17 protein-coding genes and 1 other annotated feature are annotated in these 18,462 nt (G+C 61.4%); of the genes, 9 read left to right on the top strand and 8 right to left on the bottom strand.

Translation table 11 applies throughout. The features are described from left to right. Positions 1-316: 316 nt before the first annotated feature. From ACPXCG_RS21455 to ACPXCG_RS21445, 3 genes are all read right to left on the bottom strand, one after another. Complete coding sequence (locus ACPXCG_RS21455) at positions 317-460, bottom strand: hypothetical protein (RefSeq protein ID WP_425794230.1); 144 nt, start codon at positions 458-460, stop codon at positions 317-319. Positions 461-598: 138 nt separating this feature from the next. Beyond that, on the bottom strand, positions 599-1,126 hold the full coding sequence (locus tag ACPXCG_RS21450; protein WP_425794228.1) for a hypothetical protein: 528 nt from the start codon (positions 1,124-1,126) through the stop codon (positions 599-601). Between the two features lie 74 nt (positions 1,127-1,200). Further along, a complete protein-coding gene (locus ACPXCG_RS21445) occupies positions 1,201-1,620 on the bottom strand; it encodes a hypothetical protein (RefSeq protein ID WP_425794226.1) in 420 nt (139 codons plus the stop codon). A 242-nt stretch (positions 1,621-1,862) separates the two neighbouring features. Between ACPXCG_RS21445 and ACPXCG_RS21440 the strand changes: the two genes are divergently transcribed. Next, on the top strand, positions 1,863-2,483 hold the full coding sequence (locus tag ACPXCG_RS21440; RefSeq protein WP_425794224.1) for a hypothetical protein: 621 nt from the start codon (positions 1,863-1,865) through the stop codon (positions 2,481-2,483). Positions 2,484-2,593: 110 nt separating this feature from the next. On the opposite strand, the gene ACPXCG_RS21435 is transcribed toward ACPXCG_RS21440, so the two are convergent. Together ACPXCG_RS21435 and ACPXCG_RS21430 are read right to left on the bottom strand one after the other, a co-directional pair. Next, positions 2,594-3,718 carry a Rieske 2Fe-2S domain-containing protein gene (locus tag ACPXCG_RS21435; protein WP_425794288.1) on the bottom strand — a complete coding sequence of 375 codons (1,125 nt, stop codon included), beginning with the start codon at positions 3,716-3,718 and terminating at the stop codon, positions 2,594-2,596. A 97-nt stretch (positions 3,719-3,815) separates the two neighbouring features. Further along, a complete protein-coding gene (locus ACPXCG_RS21430; RefSeq protein WP_425794222.1) occupies positions 3,816-4,604 on the bottom strand; it encodes an IclR family transcriptional regulator in 789 nt (262 codons plus the stop codon). Positions 4,605-5,071: 467 nt separating this feature from the next. Between ACPXCG_RS21430 and ACPXCG_RS21425 the strand changes: the two genes are divergently transcribed. Continuing rightward, on the top strand, positions 5,072-6,262 hold the full coding sequence (locus ACPXCG_RS21425) for a Rieske 2Fe-2S domain-containing protein (RefSeq protein ID WP_425794220.1): 1,191 nt from the start codon (positions 5,072-5,074) through the stop codon (positions 6,260-6,262). Positions 6,263-6,264: 2 nt separating this feature from the next. Then, positions 6,265-6,654, top strand: coding sequence for a hypothetical protein (locus ACPXCG_RS21420; RefSeq protein WP_425794218.1), 390 nt, complete (start codon positions 6,265-6,267; stop codon positions 6,652-6,654). A 53-nt stretch (positions 6,655-6,707) separates the two neighbouring features. Here ACPXCG_RS21420 and ACPXCG_RS21415 read toward each other — a convergent pair whose 3' ends face one another. The 3 genes from ACPXCG_RS21415 to ACPXCG_RS21405 form a co-directional block, all read right to left on the bottom strand. Further along, on the bottom strand, positions 6,708-7,637 hold the full coding sequence (locus tag ACPXCG_RS21415) for a VOC family protein (protein WP_425794216.1): 930 nt from the start codon (positions 7,635-7,637) through the stop codon (positions 6,708-6,710). Positions 7,638-7,677: 40 nt separating this feature from the next. After that, positions 7,678-8,898: an acyl-CoA dehydrogenase family protein gene (locus ACPXCG_RS21410; RefSeq protein ID WP_425794287.1), complete on the bottom strand. Its 1,221-nt coding sequence runs from the start codon at positions 8,896-8,898 to the stop codon at positions 7,678-7,680. Positions 8,899-9,423: 525 nt separating this feature from the next. Continuing rightward, on the bottom strand, positions 9,424-10,245 hold the full coding sequence (locus ACPXCG_RS21405) for an SAM-dependent methyltransferase (RefSeq protein WP_425794214.1): 822 nt from the start codon (positions 10,243-10,245) through the stop codon (positions 9,424-9,426). Between the two features lie 625 nt (positions 10,246-10,870). On the opposite strand from ACPXCG_RS21405, the gene ACPXCG_RS21400 reads away from it, so the two are divergent. The 6 genes from ACPXCG_RS21400 to ACPXCG_RS21375 all read left to right on the top strand — a co-directional run bounded on the left by ACPXCG_RS21400 (position 10,871) and on the right by ACPXCG_RS21375 (position 18,311). Next, positions 10,871-12,123, top strand: a protein-coding gene (locus ACPXCG_RS21400) for an IS3 family transposase (RefSeq protein WP_425794212.1) whose coding sequence is annotated in 2 segments (ribosomal slippage) — positions 10,871-11,165 and positions 11,165-12,123 — 1,254 coding nt in all. Because the reading frame shifts where the segments join, the coding sequence is not laid out codon by codon here. Then, positions 11,155-11,286, top strand: a sequence feature (AL1L pseudoknot). It overlaps the preceding gene by 132 nt. Before the next feature lie 56 nt (positions 12,124-12,179). Beyond that, positions 12,180-13,121 (top strand): cytochrome P450, encoded by a 942-nt coding sequence (locus ACPXCG_RS21395; protein ID WP_425794210.1) that lies wholly within the window; start codon positions 12,180-12,182, stop codon positions 13,119-13,121. A gap of 19 nt (positions 13,122-13,140) precedes the next feature. Further along, positions 13,141-14,859, top strand: a complete 1,719-nt coding sequence (locus tag ACPXCG_RS21390) for an AMP-binding protein (protein ID WP_425794208.1) — start codon at positions 13,141-13,143, stop codon at positions 14,857-14,859. Positions 14,860-14,924: 65 nt separating this feature from the next. Then, a complete protein-coding gene (locus ACPXCG_RS21385) occupies positions 14,925-15,776 on the top strand; it encodes an acyl-CoA thioesterase domain-containing protein (protein ID WP_425794206.1) in 852 nt (283 codons plus the stop codon). Between the two features lie 394 nt (positions 15,777-16,170). Then, positions 16,171-17,667, top strand: a complete 1,497-nt coding sequence (locus tag ACPXCG_RS21380) for a cytochrome P450 (protein ID WP_425794204.1) — start codon at positions 16,171-16,173, stop codon at positions 17,665-17,667. Further along, entirely contained in the window at positions 17,667-18,311 is a 645-nt protein-coding gene (locus ACPXCG_RS21375; protein WP_425794202.1) for a response regulator, read from the top strand. Before ACPXCG_RS21380 ends, ACPXCG_RS21375 begins: the two co-directional genes overlap by 1 nt. The last annotated feature ends 151 nt before the right edge of the window (positions 18,312-18,462 follow it).

Here is an 18,462-nt window from a genome sequence, read left to right as displayed (position 1 = left end):
AACGCGCACCCGCAATGACACCGCGGTCGGGGCGAACGCATACGGTCGCCCGCAGGATGGATCGGTGATCGACATGTCGATGATGACCGATCGGGGTGGTTCGAACAGCCGCAGTGTCCTCCGGTCAGGCCACATCGATATATCGAACATATATTCGAGTGTAGTGGTAGGGTCGTCGGCGGTGGACGGCGTGTTCCGGGAGCGTTCCGACGTATCGGTGGGGTTCCGTTCGAGCAGGTCATCCACTCGTTGACGGGGGTGGGGTCGATGGGGAAGACATCGACCCCACCCCGTCCCACGCTGGTCTCTGGTCGGGTCAGCCGAGGTTGACGATGAGGCTGGTGTCGGCGATCAGAGCGAGGGCCACGACAGCGGTGCCGGCGATGGCGGGAATCGGGTCAATCGTGTTGTCAGGGTCCCTCGCGGCCAGGATGCATGCGAGGCCGCCGGTCAACGCCACGAACGCAACCACTCACACCAGACAGAGAAACACCCGTAGCAGTTCGTTCATGCGCGGAAGTGTAGAAGCGCAGTTTCTTGACGCGAGAGAACTCGATCCGACATCGCCGCCTCGAGGCCGGGATCGGCATCGGCGGGGCTAGGGGCGGTCGGCCCGGCGGGTGCCGCGGGGTGGGTTCGGGATGCCCGCCCGGTCGCGTGTGCCGCTGCCGCCGGGGTAGGTGGAACGGATACCGGCTTCGTAGAGGCGCATCCGGACGACGCTCTCCCCCACACCGAGCATCGTGGCGGCCTCTTTGGAGGTTCCGCACTGGTTGTAGGCGGTGACAGCGTCCTCGATGGTCAGCGGGTCGTAGTTGCGACGCCGGAGCCCGAGTGGCCCGAGGTATCGGTAGATGGTGCTGGTCGACACCTGCCATTCGGCGGCCACGTCCTCCAGGGTCCAGCCGGTGGTGATCTTCTGCCGCCACTGGTCGACGGTCTCGTCGGTGATGCGTCGCTTGCCGGTCTTGCCGAGTCGGTGGCGCACCGTCGATTCGGCCGCACCCCAGTGGGCGGCGATGGCTTTGGTGGTCCAGCCCTCGGTCCGCTTCTGCCGCCACTGCTCCACGATCTCGTCCGGTGTCCGCGACATCTTCGGGGTTCCCTCACGGCTCGGCGTTCGCATCCCCGCTGATGCTATCGATACCGAGCACCGCCCAGCCCGCCGAGACGTGGCGCGCTGGTCGATGTCGGTGTGGCTCAGTAGTAGGGCGTGGTGTGGCGGCGGAGGGTGTCGTTGTGGTTGCTGGCGGCGATGCACGACCAGATGATGCAGGCGACCCAGACGAAGAATATCGGGACGCCGAGGGTGAAGATCGACACGAAGAAGGCCAGGATGCTGACGCAGATCATGATGAGTGCGCCGGCGACGGTGGAGTAGAGCATGCCGAGCGGGCCGAACAAGAACGCCAGCAGGAAGGCCAGGCCGACACTTTTCGTCGACCCCACCACGACGACGGGCGGGGACTGATAGATCGGCGCCACCGGGTAGTACTGCGCCGGCGGCTGCTGGGGCGGGAATGGTTGCGACCGTGGGTCGTAGTAGGGCTGTGCCGGTGGCAGCGGCTGAGTCCAGTGAGGATCGACCGCGGGCCGATTCTCCGGAGAATCCGGGTACATCATCGCAAGATACAGCGCGGTCGGGGCGCGGACAGGGTGTACGTGAGGAAAGAGTTCGATCGCACTCTCGGGCCCCCTCGCGGCTGGGTCGGAGCGGTGATCATCGGTCCGCGCTGTCGCGACTATATTCAGGACTCAAGGTAGCGGCGCACCACAAAGCGTTGACATGACACTTAGACGCACACAGCGGGCAGAGTCGACAACCGGGTCGGGTCGGTGTGCGGTAGTGAGGGGTGGCTTCGGTGGCGGTCACGGTGATCACCATGGGCGTCCACTATCGGTGGGAGTTGCCCGAGGTGGTGCGGGTGCAGCTGGAGTTGGCGCATCAGTTGCGGGAGGATCTGGTGACCGCCCAGCTGGAGACCGATGCGGCGATCGGCGCGGTGTGGTCGAAGTTTCCGCAGGTCGCCGAGATCGAGGAGCGTTCATCGAACGAGATGCCTTCACCGTCCCCCACACGGCCGACTGCGACAGTCCACCGAATAGGACGTCGAGGACGTCACGACATCGCCGACAAACGGGCGATTCCAACCTCGCCGCCAATCTCGGCAGAACACGCCCCCAGCCTCATCCGCGCGGTGAAGACCGGAGCAGAGGCGTTCCGTCAGCTCGCAGACTCCACGCAGAAGGGCTCAAACCAGTTCCTGCACAGGCAGGTGAGTAACGAGCATTGTCACGAGACGGTATACCTCAGGCTGGGCGTCTCGATCCATACCATCCCCAACCGCAACAGCACTGCGTCAGGTGCCAGGCTCGCGTTCGATGACCTGTATGTAGCCCTGGTCGAACGCTCCTCGGACAGCCGCTGCCATCAAGTGACAGCGGCCCGATCCGATGCTGTCCACTCCGCGACTAAGCTGTAGGCACTTGTCGTGTCCTTCTGCCCATCGAGTCACTGTGTGTTCGGACGAGTACTTCGTAATGTCCGCGTGCTGGTTGCAGGCTGGGCATTGCACACGCGTCTCGCTGCCGATCATGACCGGGTGGCCAGCAGGTTCTCTGCTACTTCGCGCTTCCACGACGTGACAGCGTGGTCGGTGTCGATCTCGACTTCGATGCGTTCGGTCATGCTCGGCGTGACGTCTTCGATGTCAACATAAAACTGCTCGTACCAGTGGCGTAGCTGATAGACGGGGCCATCTTGTTCGGTCAGAAGGGGATTGTCGATGCGGGCTTTGTCACGCCAGATTTCGAGGTCTTGCCCGAAGCCGTAGGACAGTGCGGAGGTGAGAGAGTCCGCGACGGTTCGGGCGGCTTCTGCGGTTACGCCTTCTTGTCGTTTGGTGGCGACGCCGAAGTTGATGATGAATGAGTTATCGGTGACCGGGTAGTGGCTATTGATCAGTACAGCGTCGAGGATCTGACCGCCGATTTCGAGTTGTTGCGGGTTGATCATGTAGGAGGGGCCGTAGTAGGAGGCCTCAGAGCGAAGTATCGAGTCTTCGTCGCCGTAGGACTTCTCAGGGTCGATGTCGGGCCGGGGGCGACTGTGCATGTATTGGGTGGCGACGTGGCCTTCGAAGACGTTGCGGAAGTAATGTGGGAATGCCATGTGCACGTAGAAGAAGTGCGCCATATCAACGACGTTGTCGACCATCTCGCGGCAGTGGGCACCGTTGACTTCGAACTTCTGCCAACTCCAGCTGCTCCATTGGCCTGCGTCCCAGCCGGGGATGGGCGGGATGGTGACCGTGTCGGTGGGTTGGGATCGCTGGGGATCGTGCCAGACGAAGAACTGGCCGTTACGCTCCATCGCCGGCCATGCCCGGGTCTTGGCAACGCCTGGTACTCGTTTTGCGTAAGGGATGCCAGTGCATCGGCCATTGCCGCCCCACCGCCAGTCATGAAATGGGCATGCCACCGAGTCGCCTTTGATGGTTCCGTTGGCCAGGTTGCCCCCCATATGCCGGCAGTATCCGTCGAGTGCGCGGAGTCCTTCAGGAGTGTCGAAGATGACGAGGCTGGTGCCGAACGCTTTCACTTGGTGAGGCCGTCCGTCCCGGAACTCGTCGACCAAGCCCAGACAGTGCCAACCCCGAGCGAATCGCTTTGGATTCCCGGCGTTTTCGATCTCGCGGACATCGTCATCGATTGCCATTTGGGTCACGGTGGCCTCCTTTTGGATCACTGGTGCGAATGACAATGTAGTGAACGTGACCTGAGTCACGTCCCTGGAACTTCCGATCAGTGGAAGTTCAGTCGTCGATGGCCACCGGGCTGCGCGCGAGGTCGCGTTGAACGCCGGCGATGCAGGTGAATAGGGCTGCAGACAGTCGCCGATCGTTGTCGAGGCGTTCGAGTGGTCCGCATACAGACACTGATGCGGCGGTGTGGTGGCCGTCACTAGTTGGCGATTGTCGGACAAGAATGGGAGCGGCAATGCACCCAAGTTCTGCCACGTTTTCGCCATGGTCGAAGGCGAGGCCCATGTTTCTGACCTCATGCACCTGCGCCGAGAGTTCTTCACGGGTGTTGCAGGTGCCTGCCGTGACTTGGGCTAATTGCTCCGGAAAGTGCTGGTCGAGGAATTCATCCTCCTCGGCAGAGAGCAACGCTTTGCCTGATGCGGTCCGATGTGCGGGCGTTCGAGCTCCAATTCCAGTGGGGACCAGGCTGATGGGCACCTCGCCGATGCGGTCCCACCAGATTGTGGAGTCACCGTCGAGGAACGCCAGATGTACGAGTAGTCGGGTTCGTGCACGGAGTTCCTCGAGGTGAGGGTGCACGAGGCGGTGAAACCAGTGTCCTTGCCGCGCTACCGCACCGAGTTCAAAAGGGCGCACTCCAAGTTCGTAGTCGTTTCCGATGCGTAGCAGCCACCGCTGCTGGATCATCTGCTCGAGCAGTCGGTGCACGGTGGTCCTGGGTAGTTCGGTCAGACGGGTGATCTCTGAGAGCGTCACCGGACCCTCGATGGCCACGACTTCGAGGATGACGTCGACTCGTTCCAGGATTCCGATCAGCGAACTATCTCGACTTCTCATCGCTGCTGCACCCCTTTATTCGATGTGATATGAATCACTAATCCGCTTGGATGTGGGAGCTTAATCCCCACCGGGTCTTGTGCGGTCGAGATGTGCGTGACGCCATAGAGCCGGGACGGTGGGAGAACGGCAACGAGCCTGGCATTCACGGCGCCGCCGCCTTGGTCAATTGAGCATGAATGGCCGCACTGCGGATGTTGAGACGCGGTGGACCAACCACTCGTACCCGAGCTCGACGCACGGGACAGCCTCGCCCCGGCATGACGTGACGCACCATCGGAGTCACACGGTTCTTGAAACTGCAACGTGTTCTTCACTAACTATCGTGTCCGGTTCGGGCGAATTATGCTGCTGCAAGTCGCGAATGGAGGTCTGAGTTGCAAATTTGTAACACAAAACTGCAACACGTTCTAGTAGTCTGGTCCGGTTCGATCACGTTCTCTGCGCGCCTATAGAAGGAGAGGTCCATGTCACCGCAACCGCGAGGCGCGACGACCCACTCGTCGCAGCCCAGTTCCAGTGACGTCGATGTTCGAGAGATCGATACAGGTGTTGCGCCGACTCGATTCGCCCGAGGTTGGCACTGCCTGGGCTTGGTCGACGACTTTGCCGATGCGAAGCCTCACTCGTTGGAGATCTTCGGCACCAAGTTGGTGGTGTGGGTGGGTGCTGACGGTGAGATCAATGTGCTCGATGCCTATTGCCGTCACATGGGTGGTGATTTAAGTCAGGGGCAGGTCAAGGACGGCAACGTTGCCTGCCCGTTCCATGGTTGGCAGTGGAAGGGAAATGGCCGGTGCGCCACGGTGCCCTATGCAAAACGCAATCCGAAGCTGGCGAAGACACGGGCGTGGCCGACGATGGAGCGTAACGGCCAGGTCTTCGTCTACAACGACCCGGAGGGCGACCCGCCGCCGGAAGAGTGCAGCATCCCGGAGTTGGAGGAGTTGGCCAGCGAGCAGTGGACCTCGTGGACCTGGAATCAGATCGTCATCAAGGGGTCCAACTGTCGGGAGATCATCGACAACGTCGTCGACATGGCGCACTTTTTCTATGTGCACTACGCCCTTCCAGACTATTTCAAGAACGTCTTCGAAGGCGAGGTCGCCGCTCAGTACATGAACTCGCATGGCCGACCGGACATCGAACTGGGTACCGCCTACGGGGACACCCGGATGGAGTCGATCGCCGCGTACTACGGCCCCTCCTACATGCTCAATCCGATGGTCCAGTACTACGGCGAGTACGCGATCGACACCATCATGACGAACTGCCACTACCCGATCGATCAGAACTCGTTCGTGCTCATGTATGGCGTGATGGCAAAGATTCCCGATGGGCTGACGGCTGAGCAAGCGGCGAAGATGGCCAAGAAGATCGTGGCGGGGATCGAGGTCGGCTTTCTCCAGGATGTCGAGATCTGGAAACGTAAGAGCCGTATCGACAATCCCCTCTTGGTTGAGGAAGACGGCCCCGTCTATCAGTTGCGTCGTTGGTATGAGCAGTTCTTCGTCGACAAGGCCGATGTCACCGAGGAGATGACACAGCGTTTCGAGTACGAGATCGACACTGAGAAGGCCTTGGAGAGCTGGAATATCGAGATCCAGGAAAACCTGCAGCGGCAGAAGGACACAGCCGCGGACAAGGCCGAGGTCTGACCGTGACTCGGGCTGGCGACAGGCGCATAGTCCGAGTGTCCGGCTGGGCCAAGGCCCCTGACTTCACCAGCGATCCGCAGCGCCAGGATGCTCTCGACTGCGCCACCGCGCGCGATCGAGAGCACTACCTGCACGGTGGGATGACCGAGATCGAGTGCCGAGGCTGCCACGCGTGTGTGATGGTGAAGAAGTACAGCTCATTTCATACCAGCGTGCAGTGGAATGCTGCCGCCAGATCGCGCTGTACCGAGCTCGAACGTGTCCGGCGGGAAGGCGGACACACCGCGATGATGCCGACCTGTCCACGTCTGTCGGCCAGTATCGATCACGGTGTTGCCGAGGCCATCATTCCCTCGGAGTCTCCGGAGTCTGATCCCGACGGGTACTGGTAAATTGCCCTCGCACTGACGGCTAGGGTTACAGGATCGGCTCAGATTGCTGTCTTTTAGGACTGCGGCGGCGCATCTGGAGGAAGAGTACATGCGAGCGGTTCACTGCCGGACCAGTCGTGACCCCAGTAGCTGTCAGCTGAGATCAGTTCCGGCAGATAGTGATCCTCGGTGACACTCAGTCCGTCGTAGCCGTACTCGATGTCCCAGCCACCGGGGGCCCGCAGATAAAACGAGAGCATCTTGTCGTTGGTGTGGCGGCCAAGCGTCGATGAGATCGCGAACCCATACTCACCGCAGCGTTCGAGCGCTTGACCGACAGCGTCCATGGTCGAGACCTCAACCATGATGTGCACGATGCCAGGTCCCATCTGAGGAGCGGGCATGATGGCGAGGCTGTGGTGTCGCGGGTTGATGCCCATGAACTGGATTCGCAGTGGCGGCATCCCAGGGGCCGACGGGAACGGGAACGCACCGCGGGTGTGGAATCCGAGTACGTCGCGGTAAAAGGTGATGGTTGCCACATGGTCGGTGGATGGAATGACGATGTGACCCAACCCCAGTGAACCGGTGACGAACTCGGTGCGAAACTTTGTACTTACTGCCGAATGGTCGAGGCCGGCACCATGGAAGATCTCGAGAGATTGTCCGGTTGGATCAACTAGTGCTATGCCCCCGTCGATGTGGCGGGCGTGGGCTTCATCGTCGCTGAGATCGCGACTGGGAATGCTGTGACTATGCAGGGTATGCCGCACCCGGTCGAGTGCCAGTTCGTCACGCACCTCCCACCCGATCGCGGTCAAGCAATCCGATTCTCCACGCTCCACAATGAGGCGGTAGGCGCGTTCGTCCATCCGCATGTACAGAACGTCATTACTCGAGTCGGCTCCCTGTCCGAGATCAAGCACATCGAAGGCCAGAGTTCGCCAGCGCTCGAGGTCGGTCGTACTGACAGCCAGGTACCCCAGTGCTTTGATATCTCCCATGGCCAGGCTTCTCCTCGTGTGTTCGTGCTGGTCTGATTGGTCAGATCATCGCCCGTAGTGGTCCGTCCGGGTCGATACCGAGTCCTGACAACGCAGTTGCGTGAAAGACGGTGCTGGGCACATGGATGGCGTGGTGAAGGCCGGCGTGCGCATCACGCCAAAACCGCTGGATGGGCTTGTCCATCCGCAGGGCAGATCCACCACAGCGGGCAAAGACATCGTCCACAGCACGGACCGCGGTCCAGGCTGCCTCGACCTGTGTTCGCCGCCCTTGGGCCCTACGTGCGAAGGTCGGATCATCACCGGTTTCGACAATGCGCCACATGTCCTCGGCATTGGCGATCAAGCTCTGGCGAGCCTGATCGATCTGCGCTTCTGCGTGGCCGACCTGGTACAGGACGTAGGGGTCGTCACGTACCGCGACTCCTTGCGACCCGATACGTTCACGTAGGTAGGTGCGTGCTGTCTCCATGAATCCCTCGCAGATCCCAATGGTGGCCGAGGTGATGCCGAGGGGAAACACACATGACCACGGCATCCGGTAGAGCGTTTGCTCACGGCCAGATCGTCTGACCTGGGAACCGTCAATCAGGTCGTCGTACTCCATCACTCGTTCGTCGGGGATGAATGCGCCCTCGGCGACAAGGTCCTTCGATCCGGTGCCCCGCAAGCCCACAACATCCCAAGAGTCGTCGATGATTTCGTAATCCGAACGGGGGATGATGACGTGCAGCATCCGGGGTGGGCTATCCATGACGCCATCGGCGTCATATGGCATGGCTCCGAGGAATGCCCACTCGCAGTGATCGGTCCCGGAGGAAAAGCTCCATCGTCCTGACATCCGGTAGCCCCCCGCAACCCGGATCGCTCTTCCGTTCGGCATGTATGGCGAGGCTATCCACCGGTCTGCGTTATCTCCCCAGATCTGTTCTTGCACTGATTTTTCTGCCATTGCCAACTGCCACGGGTGAACCCCGACGATGCCGTGCACCCAGCCGGCGCTCGGTGAGATCGCCGCCGTGGCCATCACGGCTTCGGCGAACTCTCGCGGTTCGGCTTCCATTCCGCCGAACTCGCGGGGTTGCAGCATCCTGATTGATCCGGCCCGCCGCATCCGAGCCACAGTCGAGTCCGGCAGTTGGCCGATCCGGTCGGCGTCGTGCCCTTCGCTGAACAGAGCGGCATTATTAGCTGTGATCGTATCGACGACCGACCCGCTACGCCGTTCGGCGGCAGCGGCTTCCAGGACAGATCCACTCATAACGTTCCTCTTCCGTCTCCGCGTATTTCGTATGTGACTAGCCTCACTATGCGCCGTGTGCACGGACGTAGCGATCCCGATTTCCGATCATCGGAAAGTAGCCCGGCGACCACTGTGAGACGCGGGTAAATGAGTAGGCCATGGACAGCACGTGCAGCCCCCCAACCACGCAACTGAGCTTCCCTGGACCGCGATGTCGCGGGCAGTGCTCGCGACGCTCTATGCAGGCCTGAAGGACGAAGTCGCGGCACGCCAGGTTGCGGTCTCATTGCGCACCTATCGCAGGCGAGTCGCCGACTTGATGGACTACTTCAGTGTTGACACCCGATTCGAGCTCGGCGTCAGGGTCGCCGAGATGGGTATCCTACCGGCCACCGCAAAAAGCTGGTCGAGCTGCACGAGCTACTGTGCGGGTACACCTGTCATCCGCGCTCCCGGCCTCCGGTCGTCCTCAGTCGAAGGCATGCCCGTGATGAGCTAGTACTACTCACCTTCCGGCGCGGGTGCTGCACTTGCTCAAATGCCTTAGAGACGTGGGCGGTGCGCGGCGATGATCATGTAGCCGATCTGTGGCACATCCAGTAGATCAGAGGGGTCGAAGGCGCGGACCATGTCGGCATCGTAGAGTGCCTCAAGCTGTGGTCGAAGCTCGACGATGCGAGCGGCGAGAACCTGCCATGCCTTGTGGATCGTGTGTGTGCTGACGTCGACGATCTCGTCGAACCAGAACCCTGATCGCTGCAAGAGTCCGACATACTGTTCCACCGGTATCGTCGAGCTGCCGAAGCTGCTGAAGAACCGGTCCACCGCCGCTTGCTTGTCGGCCGGCACGGGTGCGCGGAGGACGGTATCGGTCATGACCAGCTGCCCTCCTGGCCGTAGCGCGTGGCCGATACGGGCGAAGACGTCTTCACGATCAGGCATGTGCATCATCGATTCAACGGCGACAGCTGCGTCGAACGATTCGGGTGGCCATGATATTTGGGTGGCGTCTTCCTGATGAAATGACACTCTCGCGGACAGCCCTTCGGAGTCGGCCAGAGCAGTGGCCATGGCGACCTGTTCTTGGCTAATGGAGATTCCGGTGACGCGTGCACCGGTGGTCTTCGCGATTCGCAGTGCAGGTCCTCCGACGCCGCAACCGACATCGAGAACATGGCTGTCCGGTCCGATGTCGAGACGTTGCACGAGCAGATCGGTCAACCTATCGGTGGCGTCCTCGACAGCTATGTCGGCGCGTGGATCGTCCCAGTATCCGAAATGCAGATTGCTGCCTTGCACGTCCACCGAGGTGAATCGGTCGTAGATGTCGGCAATCTTGTCCGACTCTGTTGATGTGAGTGCCATGAGTGTTCCTCTTTCTGATCGCAGTACTCAACGGTGCGATGGGGTGCGTCAATCTCGGCGATGGAGCGAGTCGACTTAGAGACCATGCTTTTGCTGATCGTCAATCGCTCGGCGTCGATTCGGCGAATTGGCCGTAATAGACAGCTAGCACGGCGATTACGGCGATCGCAGCGATCGCTTGTGAATATGACAGTTACCTGCCACATGCGGCTTCACCTCTCCACAACAGGGCCAGCAACGACCATCATCACTCCCACAGCAATGACCTGACGGTGGAAGGATCACCATGAGCTATGAGCTGTCCGAACGCGGCGTTGCGCGGCTACGGGCCGATGACGAGCGCCGTGACGACCCGCCCGCGTTTCCGTTTCATTTCGACGGCGTCAACCCAGCGCCGGAGTACGCCGAGCGGCGCTCACAGTGCCCGCTGGGAACGGTGAGACTGGCCAGCGGGCATGACGCCCGGTTGGTCGTGAAGTACCACGACGCGGCACTGGCCTTGGCTGACCACCGACTTAGTCATGACCTGACTGCACCTGGGTCCCCTCGATTCACGTTGGGGCCCAGTCACTATGAACCGTCCTGGGTCTGGTGGAGGCCGTGATCTCACCAGGAGAATGTGGTCATGGCAGCACCGAGGAAGTTCGACCAGGAGACCCGTGAGCGGGCTGTAAGGATGTACGAGGACCGGCGCGCCGAGCATGGCGAGTCCAAGCTCGCGGCGCGTAAGCATGTCGGCGCGCTGCTGGATATCAACCCGGCGACTCTGCGTAACTGGGTCGACAAGGACATGCCAGTCGCTGCGGCGCACGGTTCGAAGACTGTCGCCGAACATGATGCCGAGCTTGCTGAGCTGCGCAAGGAGAATGCCGAATTGCGCAGGGCCAATGAGATTTTGAAGACTGCGTCAGCGTTTTTCGCAGCGGCGGAGGTCGACCGCCGACTGCGGTGATCGTCGACTACATCGACGCTCACAAGGACCGGTTCGGGGTCGATCCGATCTGCCGAGTGCTCACCGAGCACGGAATGCAGATCGCCCCGTCCACCTACTACGCCCGCAAGAAGGCGGGTCCGATCTCGGCTGCGATGCTGACCGAGGCGTACGACGCGCATGCCGTCTATCTGGAGTTTGTCCACCAGCGTGGTGTCTACGGGGTGCGCAAAATGTGGCATGCGATGTGGCGCGCCGGCCATACGATGGGCCGCGATCAGGTCGCCCGACTGATGGGAATCTGCGGGATCTCCGGAGTGGTTCGCGGTAAGCACCGCACGGTAACGACCCGACGCGACGACACAGCGCCACGACATCCCGACCATGTTCAGCGGCAATGGGATTCACCAGATCGTCCCGACCAGCTATGGGTTGCCGATTTTACATATGTCTGGACGCTGGCCGGATTTGTGTACGTGGCATTTCTCGTCGATGTGTACTCGCGGCGCATCTTGGGGTGGAGGGTCATGTCGAGCAAGGAAACGCCGTTGGTTTCCAGTGTCGTCGAGCAAGCATTGTTCGCTCGTCGCAGATCCGACTTCTCCTTTACTGCAACGGGTGTGGTGCATCACAGCGATGCGGGAAGTCAATATACGTCGATCGCATTCAGTAAGGAATTGCGGGAGGCGGGGATCATCGGATCTATCGGAACGGTGGGCGATGCCCTCGACAACGCCCTCATGGAATCAGCAATTGGTGTGTACAAGACCGAGCTGATTGAGCGAGATCGTTCCTGGAGCAACCGGGCCGAAGTCGAACGCGAGACCGCGGCCTACGTGCACTGGTACAACACCGACCGACTGCACTCGTCCATCGGCTACTGTTCGCCGATCGAGTACGAAAGCCGCTACGGTGAGCAGGTCGCCTCCGAGGCGGAGGTGGCTTAAACCAGGTCTCCATCCGGTCCAGGACGGTTCACTACGACGAGCCCAGCCTGCTCAACATGGAAGGAGCCGAACACCGGCGCATCCGCAAGATCGTCGCACCCGCATTCACGCCTCGACGTATTCAACGATGGAACGATGTGCTCGAAGTCATCGTCACCGATCTTCTCGACACCATGGTCGCTCAGGGATCGCCAGCCGACGTAGTGTCGGCGCTGTGTCTGCCGTATCCGACCCGGGTAATGTGCCGGGTCCTGGACATCCCGGAGGGTGATTCTCACCGGTTCGCTGAGTGGTCCAACGCGTTTGTCTCGAGCATCGCACTAACCGGCGAGCAACGGACAGAGCTGATCCTTGAGTTCGCCGAGTACATTGCGCACCTGCTGACCCGTAAGCGTGCCCAACCTGGAGGTGGGCTCATCGACGATCTCATCGGCGCCTGTGATGGCGGTGACTACCTTGACGACAGCGAACTGATCGGGCTGATCATTAGCCTCATCGCAGCAGGAACCGACACAACTGCCAGTGTGCTGGCCCGCTTCTTGCTCACACTTCTCTCCGATGACCGTCGGGCCTGGACGCAGCTGGTAGCCCGTCCCGAACTAGTGCCCAACGCTGTCAACGAACTGCTTCGACTGCTGGTGATGGGACCTAGCGCTGCGCTGCGCCTTGCCACCGAGGATGTAGAACTCCCATCCGGCCGTATATCAGCGGGTGAAGCAGTTGCCATCGCGACTAGCTCCGCAATGCGCGATGAATCTATCTATCGCGACCCACACCGGGTGGACTTCGAACGCAGTGCTCCGCCTCCCACCCTGGTGTTCGGCAAAGGTGCTCACGCTTGTCTCGGCATGAATCTGGCCCGATCCGAACTGACAATCGCACTGCGGGAACTGACGCACCGCTTTCCAGACCTCGCACTCGCCACACCTGTATCCGACCTCCAGTTCACTGACGGCGAAGTCCTGCACTCACTGACAGCACTCCCCCTCACGTGGTGATCCTCAGCACGCCCAACGAATGGACATCAGCATGGCCGACGTAGGCAGCGACCCCCCAACTATGGGTCGTCTGCTGATGGCCCGCGCAGCCGACGACACGGTGGCATTGAAATTCGAACACCAACAGTGGACGTGGCGGGAACTGGTGCACGAGGCCGCTCACCGCACAGATCTACTCACCGAGCTACGCCCGATCGATGACCGGCCATGGCATGTAGGCGTTCTCATGGAGAACACACCGGACTACCTGTTCCTTATCGCCGGGGCAATGCTCTGCGGGGCGACCATCGTCGGACTCAATCACACTCGGCGCGGTGAGGCGATGGCCCATGACGTAGCCACCAGCGACTGCGTCGCTGTGCTCACTGACGCCGCCACTGAACGCTTGCTCGACACCTCAAGCCTGCACTGCCCCACACTCCAGATGCCTACCGATGCCGCCGCCACGGTCTCTACCCCCTCGTTGTCGGTGAGCGCCAGCCAACCCGACACACGGTTACTCCTCCTGTTCACCTCCGGCTCGACCGGGGCACCCAAAGCCGTTTCCTGCTCCACGGGCCGCTGGGCGCGTATGTGCATTCTCAATCCGATCGAGTTCGGTCCTGATGATGTCGCTTACAACGCCATGCCGCTATTCCACGGAAACGCCCTGATGTCTGCGTGGGGTCCTTGTCTACGATCAGGTGCTGCGTTCGCGATGCGGCGACGCTTCTCAGCCTCCGGATTTCTTCCCGACATTCAACGTTTCGGTGCCACATTCTTCAATTACGTCGGCCGCTCCCTGTCCTACATCCTTGCTCAACCCGAGAGCCCTCTAGAGGCCGATAACCAACTCCGATTCGGGTTCGGGACCGAAGCCTCCCTACGTGACCGCTCGGAGTTTACTCGCCGATACCAGACACCCCTTTTCGAGTCCTACGGATCATCCGAGGGCGCCTGCTACATCATCCGCACTCCCGAAACCCCCGCCGATTCGCTCGGCCGGCCACAGGCCGGACACGATCCAGAAATTCTCCGTCCAGACGGAACGACTTGTGCAACTGCCGCATTCGATGCCGGCGGAACGTTGATCAATGCCGACGACGCAGTCGGTGAAATCGTCTCGCGTGGTGGTGCGGCTCTGTTCGAGGGCTACTACCGCAATCCTGACGCAACCGCTGAACGCATCCGCGGTGGAGACTACTGGACCGGGGATCTCGGATACCGAGACAGCGACGGCAACTTCTACTTCGCTGGGCGGACGGGCGATTGGATGCGTGTCGATTCCGAGAACTTCACCGCAGCCCCGATCGAACGCATCCTGATGCGGTCTAAAGATGTCACAGCCGCTGCGGTCTACGGCGTCCCCGACATCCGCACCGGTGATCAGGTCATGGCGTCCATTCAATTGCACGACGGAACACAGTTTGACATCGATGGTTTCAGCACATTTCTGCAGTCCCAGTCCGACATGAGTCCAAAATGGATGCCGCAGTTCATCCGTATCTGCGCTCAGACGCCGATCACGGCCACGATGAAAATCGACAAACCCTCGCTGCGCCGGCAAGCCTGGCAATGCGATGAGCCCGTGTTCGAACGTACCCAACGAGGCTACCGACGGATGACCGACACCCGGGTCGACGAACTTCTCGACGAGATAATTCGTCATCGTTCCCCCGGTCAGTACGCCGCCAACAACATCATGGGGAAACAGACATCCGGGGACACTGTGGCAGCTTCCTGTCACGATTTCGATTGAACTACCCAAGAGCTATAACTAGCCTGGGACGCAGCGTATTTGATGATTACAACACGGGAGTCTCAGTGGCCTATTTCGAGTGTGACGGTGATGTGTACCGTCCGTTGCCGTTCTCACAAAGCCAGTGGTCCCCCGAGGCGCTCAACGGTTCGGCCATCGCTGGATTGACCGCTCATGTCTTGGAAAGAGATTGCAGTGCAACACATTTCCGTGTTGCAAAGTTCACGCTGGACATCTTCCGACAAGCCGCCTACGCACCACTGGAGACCGAGACCACGGTCATACGAGAAGGCCGCAGCATTAGGATTGCTGACGTCGTCGTCCGGCAAGGTGAACGCACCGTCGCCCGCGCGTCGATGGTAGCCATCCGGCCAACTCAAGACCCTGCCGGAACACGCTGGCAACCTGACAGTGGGTCCATGACGTTGTCGGAGCCGATTCTCGCAGCGCTTCCGCAGCCCGGGATTCTGTGGGGCAGTGACGGCCATCCGGACGGATGGAGCACGTCGATGTCTGAACACCAGAACGCCGGTCGTAAACGGCTGTGGTTTGACCAGCCCCGACTGTTTGCCGACTCGGACAACACCCCGTTCGTGCGCGCTGCGATGGTCGGAGAACTAGCGAACACTCTCACCAGCTGGAGCGACCGGGGAATCGGCTTCATCAACCATGACGTAACCATCTTGCTGAGTCGGTTACCGGTCGGCCAAATCGTGGGTATCGAAGCCGACAACCACATGTCCACTGACGGTATCGCCGCAGGAACCGCAACCATGTGGGATAGCGACGGCCGCTTCGGCATCAGCGTAGCCGGGTCCGTCGCTCACATGGCCGGAAGCCTCGATGCGGCCAGCAGCCCCAAACAGTGGAACGAGACCGACGAGTCCTACACCCCCACTTTCGACGCCAACACCTGACCCGGCACGACCCTCGTGATCACGGATGCCCACAAGTGGTGATCCGTGGGTTCTTCAGCTCCTCGTGCAGGGCCCACTACCCCTTGCCCGATGCCGACGAGATGAAAGAGCTACGATGCCCAACTGCCCCGCCCACAACTATCCGTCCACTGCGCCGCGCAGCCTCACACTTGATCCGATCATGCAAAATGTGGCCGCTGGGCCCTACGGCGTAGCTCAACTGCAGTTGCCGCATGGCGGCCCCTGCTGGCTCGTGACTCGCTACGACGACGTCCGCACCGTGTATCTAAGTAAGAAATTCACTCGCACGGGGATGACGGGTGACGCAACTCCACGCCTCACAGCAAGCGAAATCCTCTCCGGCGCCATCGGAAGTATGGACGAGCATGACCACGTGAAGTTGCGCCGAGCCATACTGCGACAACTCGGCGCGTCACAGCTCGCTTCTCTAGAAGGTCAAGCCGAGCACACGATGGTCACCCTCCTCAACGACATGGCCGATCGCGGGCAATGCGACTACGTGTCGAACATCGCCGAGCCTTTCGCTCTGCGCGTCCTCTGCGACCTTCTCGGACTTCCCTACTCAGACGCCAGCAGAATGGCATCTTGGGTTCAGACGCTGCTCTCCGACTCGAGTGCAGACCAGCCCGCCCAGACCGCGATGCTCACCGAAATTGGCCAATATGTGTTCACTCTTATCGCCGACAGGGCACGTACTCCCGGAAGCGATTTCGTCTCAGCACTCATCGAAACAGGAGACCTCACCAAGAAAGAATGTGCCATCGTCGTCGTCGGCATGATCTTCGGCGGCTTCGAATCCAGTGCGACCATGCTGAGTAAGATGGTTCTGAAACTCCTCACGAGCCCCGACCTCTGGTCCGCGCTGCGAGAGGACCTCGACCAGGTCCCCCGCGCGATCGAAGAACTACTCCGCACCATCTCTATCGCAGGCGGGGAGGCAGTGCCCTGGCGCGTTCAAGAATCCGTCACACTCGCAGGCGTCGACATGGTTCCCGGCGACTACGTGATGCCCGCGACCGGACCAGCGAACCTCGATCCGCGCGTGTTCGACGATCCCGAACAGCTTAGGCACCTGGAGGTCACCGGCACCCTTTCCGCCGCTCTGGTGTTCGTATGGGCCTTCACCGGCACGCAGGGCCCATGGGTGCTCTGGTCTGTCATCGGGCTCGGAGTCGTGCTGGGCCTGCACGCACTCATCGACCTGCGCGATGAGCTGCCCCACTTCGGGACCCGCAAGCTGCAGCGGCGGGTCGACACACTCAGCCGCACGCGCCGCCAAGCCGTCGACGCGCAGGGCGCGGAGCTGCGCCGCATCGAGCGTGACCTCCACGACGGTGTGCAGGCCCGGCTCGTCGCACTGACAATGCTGCTCGGCCGGGCCGAGGCTGTTGTCGCTCACGAACCCAAGGCGGCCGAGCTCGTACGCGCTGCCCGAGGGGAAGCCAACCTGGCCATCCGTGAGCTGCGAGACCTCGCCCGAGGCATAGCGCCACCGGTGCTCGCCGATCGTGGCCTGGTCGCGGCCGTTCAATCACTCACCCAGCGCGGCCGCGCCACCCTCGAGGTCGTCGGAGCAAGCGACGGCATCCGGCCGCCGTCCGCGGTCGAGAGCGCCGCCTACTTCGTGGTCGCCGAGGCATTGACGAACGCGACCAAGCACGCGACCGGCGCCGCGGTGCAGGTGCGTCTCGCGTTCGCCCCGGATGCCTTGACCGTCGACGTCACCGATGACGGCCCCGGTTGCGTCGACCAGACCGGCACCGGTGTGCAAGGGTTGCGTGCGCGTGTCGAAGCGTTGGATGGCACGTTCGATCTCACCTCGCCCCCCGGCGGGCCGACCCACCTGCATGCGGAGGTGCCGTGCGCGTAGTGATCGCTGAAGACCACGCGCTGCTCCGCGAGGGGCTCGTAGCCCTGCTCAACGACGTCAACATCGCGGTCGTTGGGGTCACTGACACCGGTCCGGGCCTGCTCGACATCGTCGCCGAGCACAACCCGGATCTGGCGATCATCGACGTGCGGTTGCCTCCCACCTTCGCCGACGAAGGCATTCGCGCAGCGATCACCGCGAGGGCCAAGCACCCCGCACTGGCCACCCTCATCCTCTCGCAGTACGTCGAACCCGTGTACACCGCCGAGCTCCTCGACTCACCCGGCGGCGGTCTCGGCTACATCCTCAAGGAGCGAGTCAGCGACATCGTCGAGTTCGTCGACGCATTGCACCGCGTCGCGGCCGGCGGCACCGCCCTGGACCGCGAGGTCGTCTCCGAACTCGTCCGCACACGCACCGCCACCAGTAACCAACTCGACCCCCTCACACCGCGAGAACGCGAGACCCTGACCCTGATGGCCGAAGGTCGCACCAACGCCGGCATCGCCAAGGAAATGGTCGTCACCCTCGGCGCCGTCGAGAAGCACATCTCCAACATCTTCACCAAACTCAACCTTCCCGACACCGACGACGACCATCGCCGCGTCCTCGCAGTGCTGGCTTTCCTCCGCGCCAGAACCTGAGGTGGTCTCGCCGTTCCCATCCGTTCGAGCCTCACTTGACAGCCGCGCGGCGGGCTCGCTGGTATTCGGCCCGGCGGGACGTTTGAACCTCCCGCCAACACCGGCTGCGCGGGGGTTGGCTCTCGAAATTCCCCTATTCGTCGATCAACAA

This window comes from Gordonia sp. DT218 (assembly GCF_049847105.1).
GTDB lineage: Bacteria > Actinomycetota > Actinomycetes > Mycobacteriales > Mycobacteriaceae > Gordonia.
The sequence above is the reverse complement of the archived record's forward strand: the minus strand, read 5'-3'. Positions and strand labels throughout refer to the sequence as shown.

Coding starts and splice junctions, on each gene's coding strand:
- ACPXCG_RS21450 (WP_425794228.1), bottom strand. CDS start 1,126: ATGCGAACGCCGAGCCGTGAGGGAACCCCGAAGATGTCGCGGACACCG.
- ACPXCG_RS21445 (WP_425794226.1), bottom strand. CDS start 1,620: ATGTACCCGGATTCTCCGGAGAATCGGCCCGCGGTCGATCCTCACTGG.
- ACPXCG_RS21435 (WP_425794288.1), bottom strand. CDS start 3,718: ATGGCAATCGATGACGATGTCCGCGAGATCGAAAACGCCGGGAATCCA.
- ACPXCG_RS21430 (WP_425794222.1), bottom strand. CDS start 4,604: ATGAGAAGTCGAGATAGTTCGCTGATCGGAATCCTGGAACGAGTCGAC.
- ACPXCG_RS21425 (WP_425794220.1), top strand. CDS start 5,072: ATGTCACCGCAACCGCGAGGCGCGACGACCCACTCGTCGCAGCCCAGT.
- ACPXCG_RS21415 (WP_425794216.1), bottom strand. CDS start 7,637: ATGGGAGATATCAAAGCACTGGGGTACCTGGCTGTCAGTACGACCGAC.
- ACPXCG_RS21410 (WP_425794287.1), bottom strand. CDS start 8,898: ATGAGTGGATCTGTCCTGGAAGCCGCTGCCGCCGAACGGCGTAGCGGG.
- ACPXCG_RS21405 (WP_425794214.1), bottom strand. CDS start 10,245: ATGGCACTCACATCAACAGAGTCGGACAAGATTGCCGACATCTACGAC.
- ACPXCG_RS21395 (WP_425794210.1), top strand. CDS start 12,180: ATGGAAGGAGCCGAACACCGGCGCATCCGCAAGATCGTCGCACCCGCA.
- ACPXCG_RS21390 (WP_425794208.1), top strand. CDS start 13,141: ATGGACATCAGCATGGCCGACGTAGGCAGCGACCCCCCAACTATGGGT.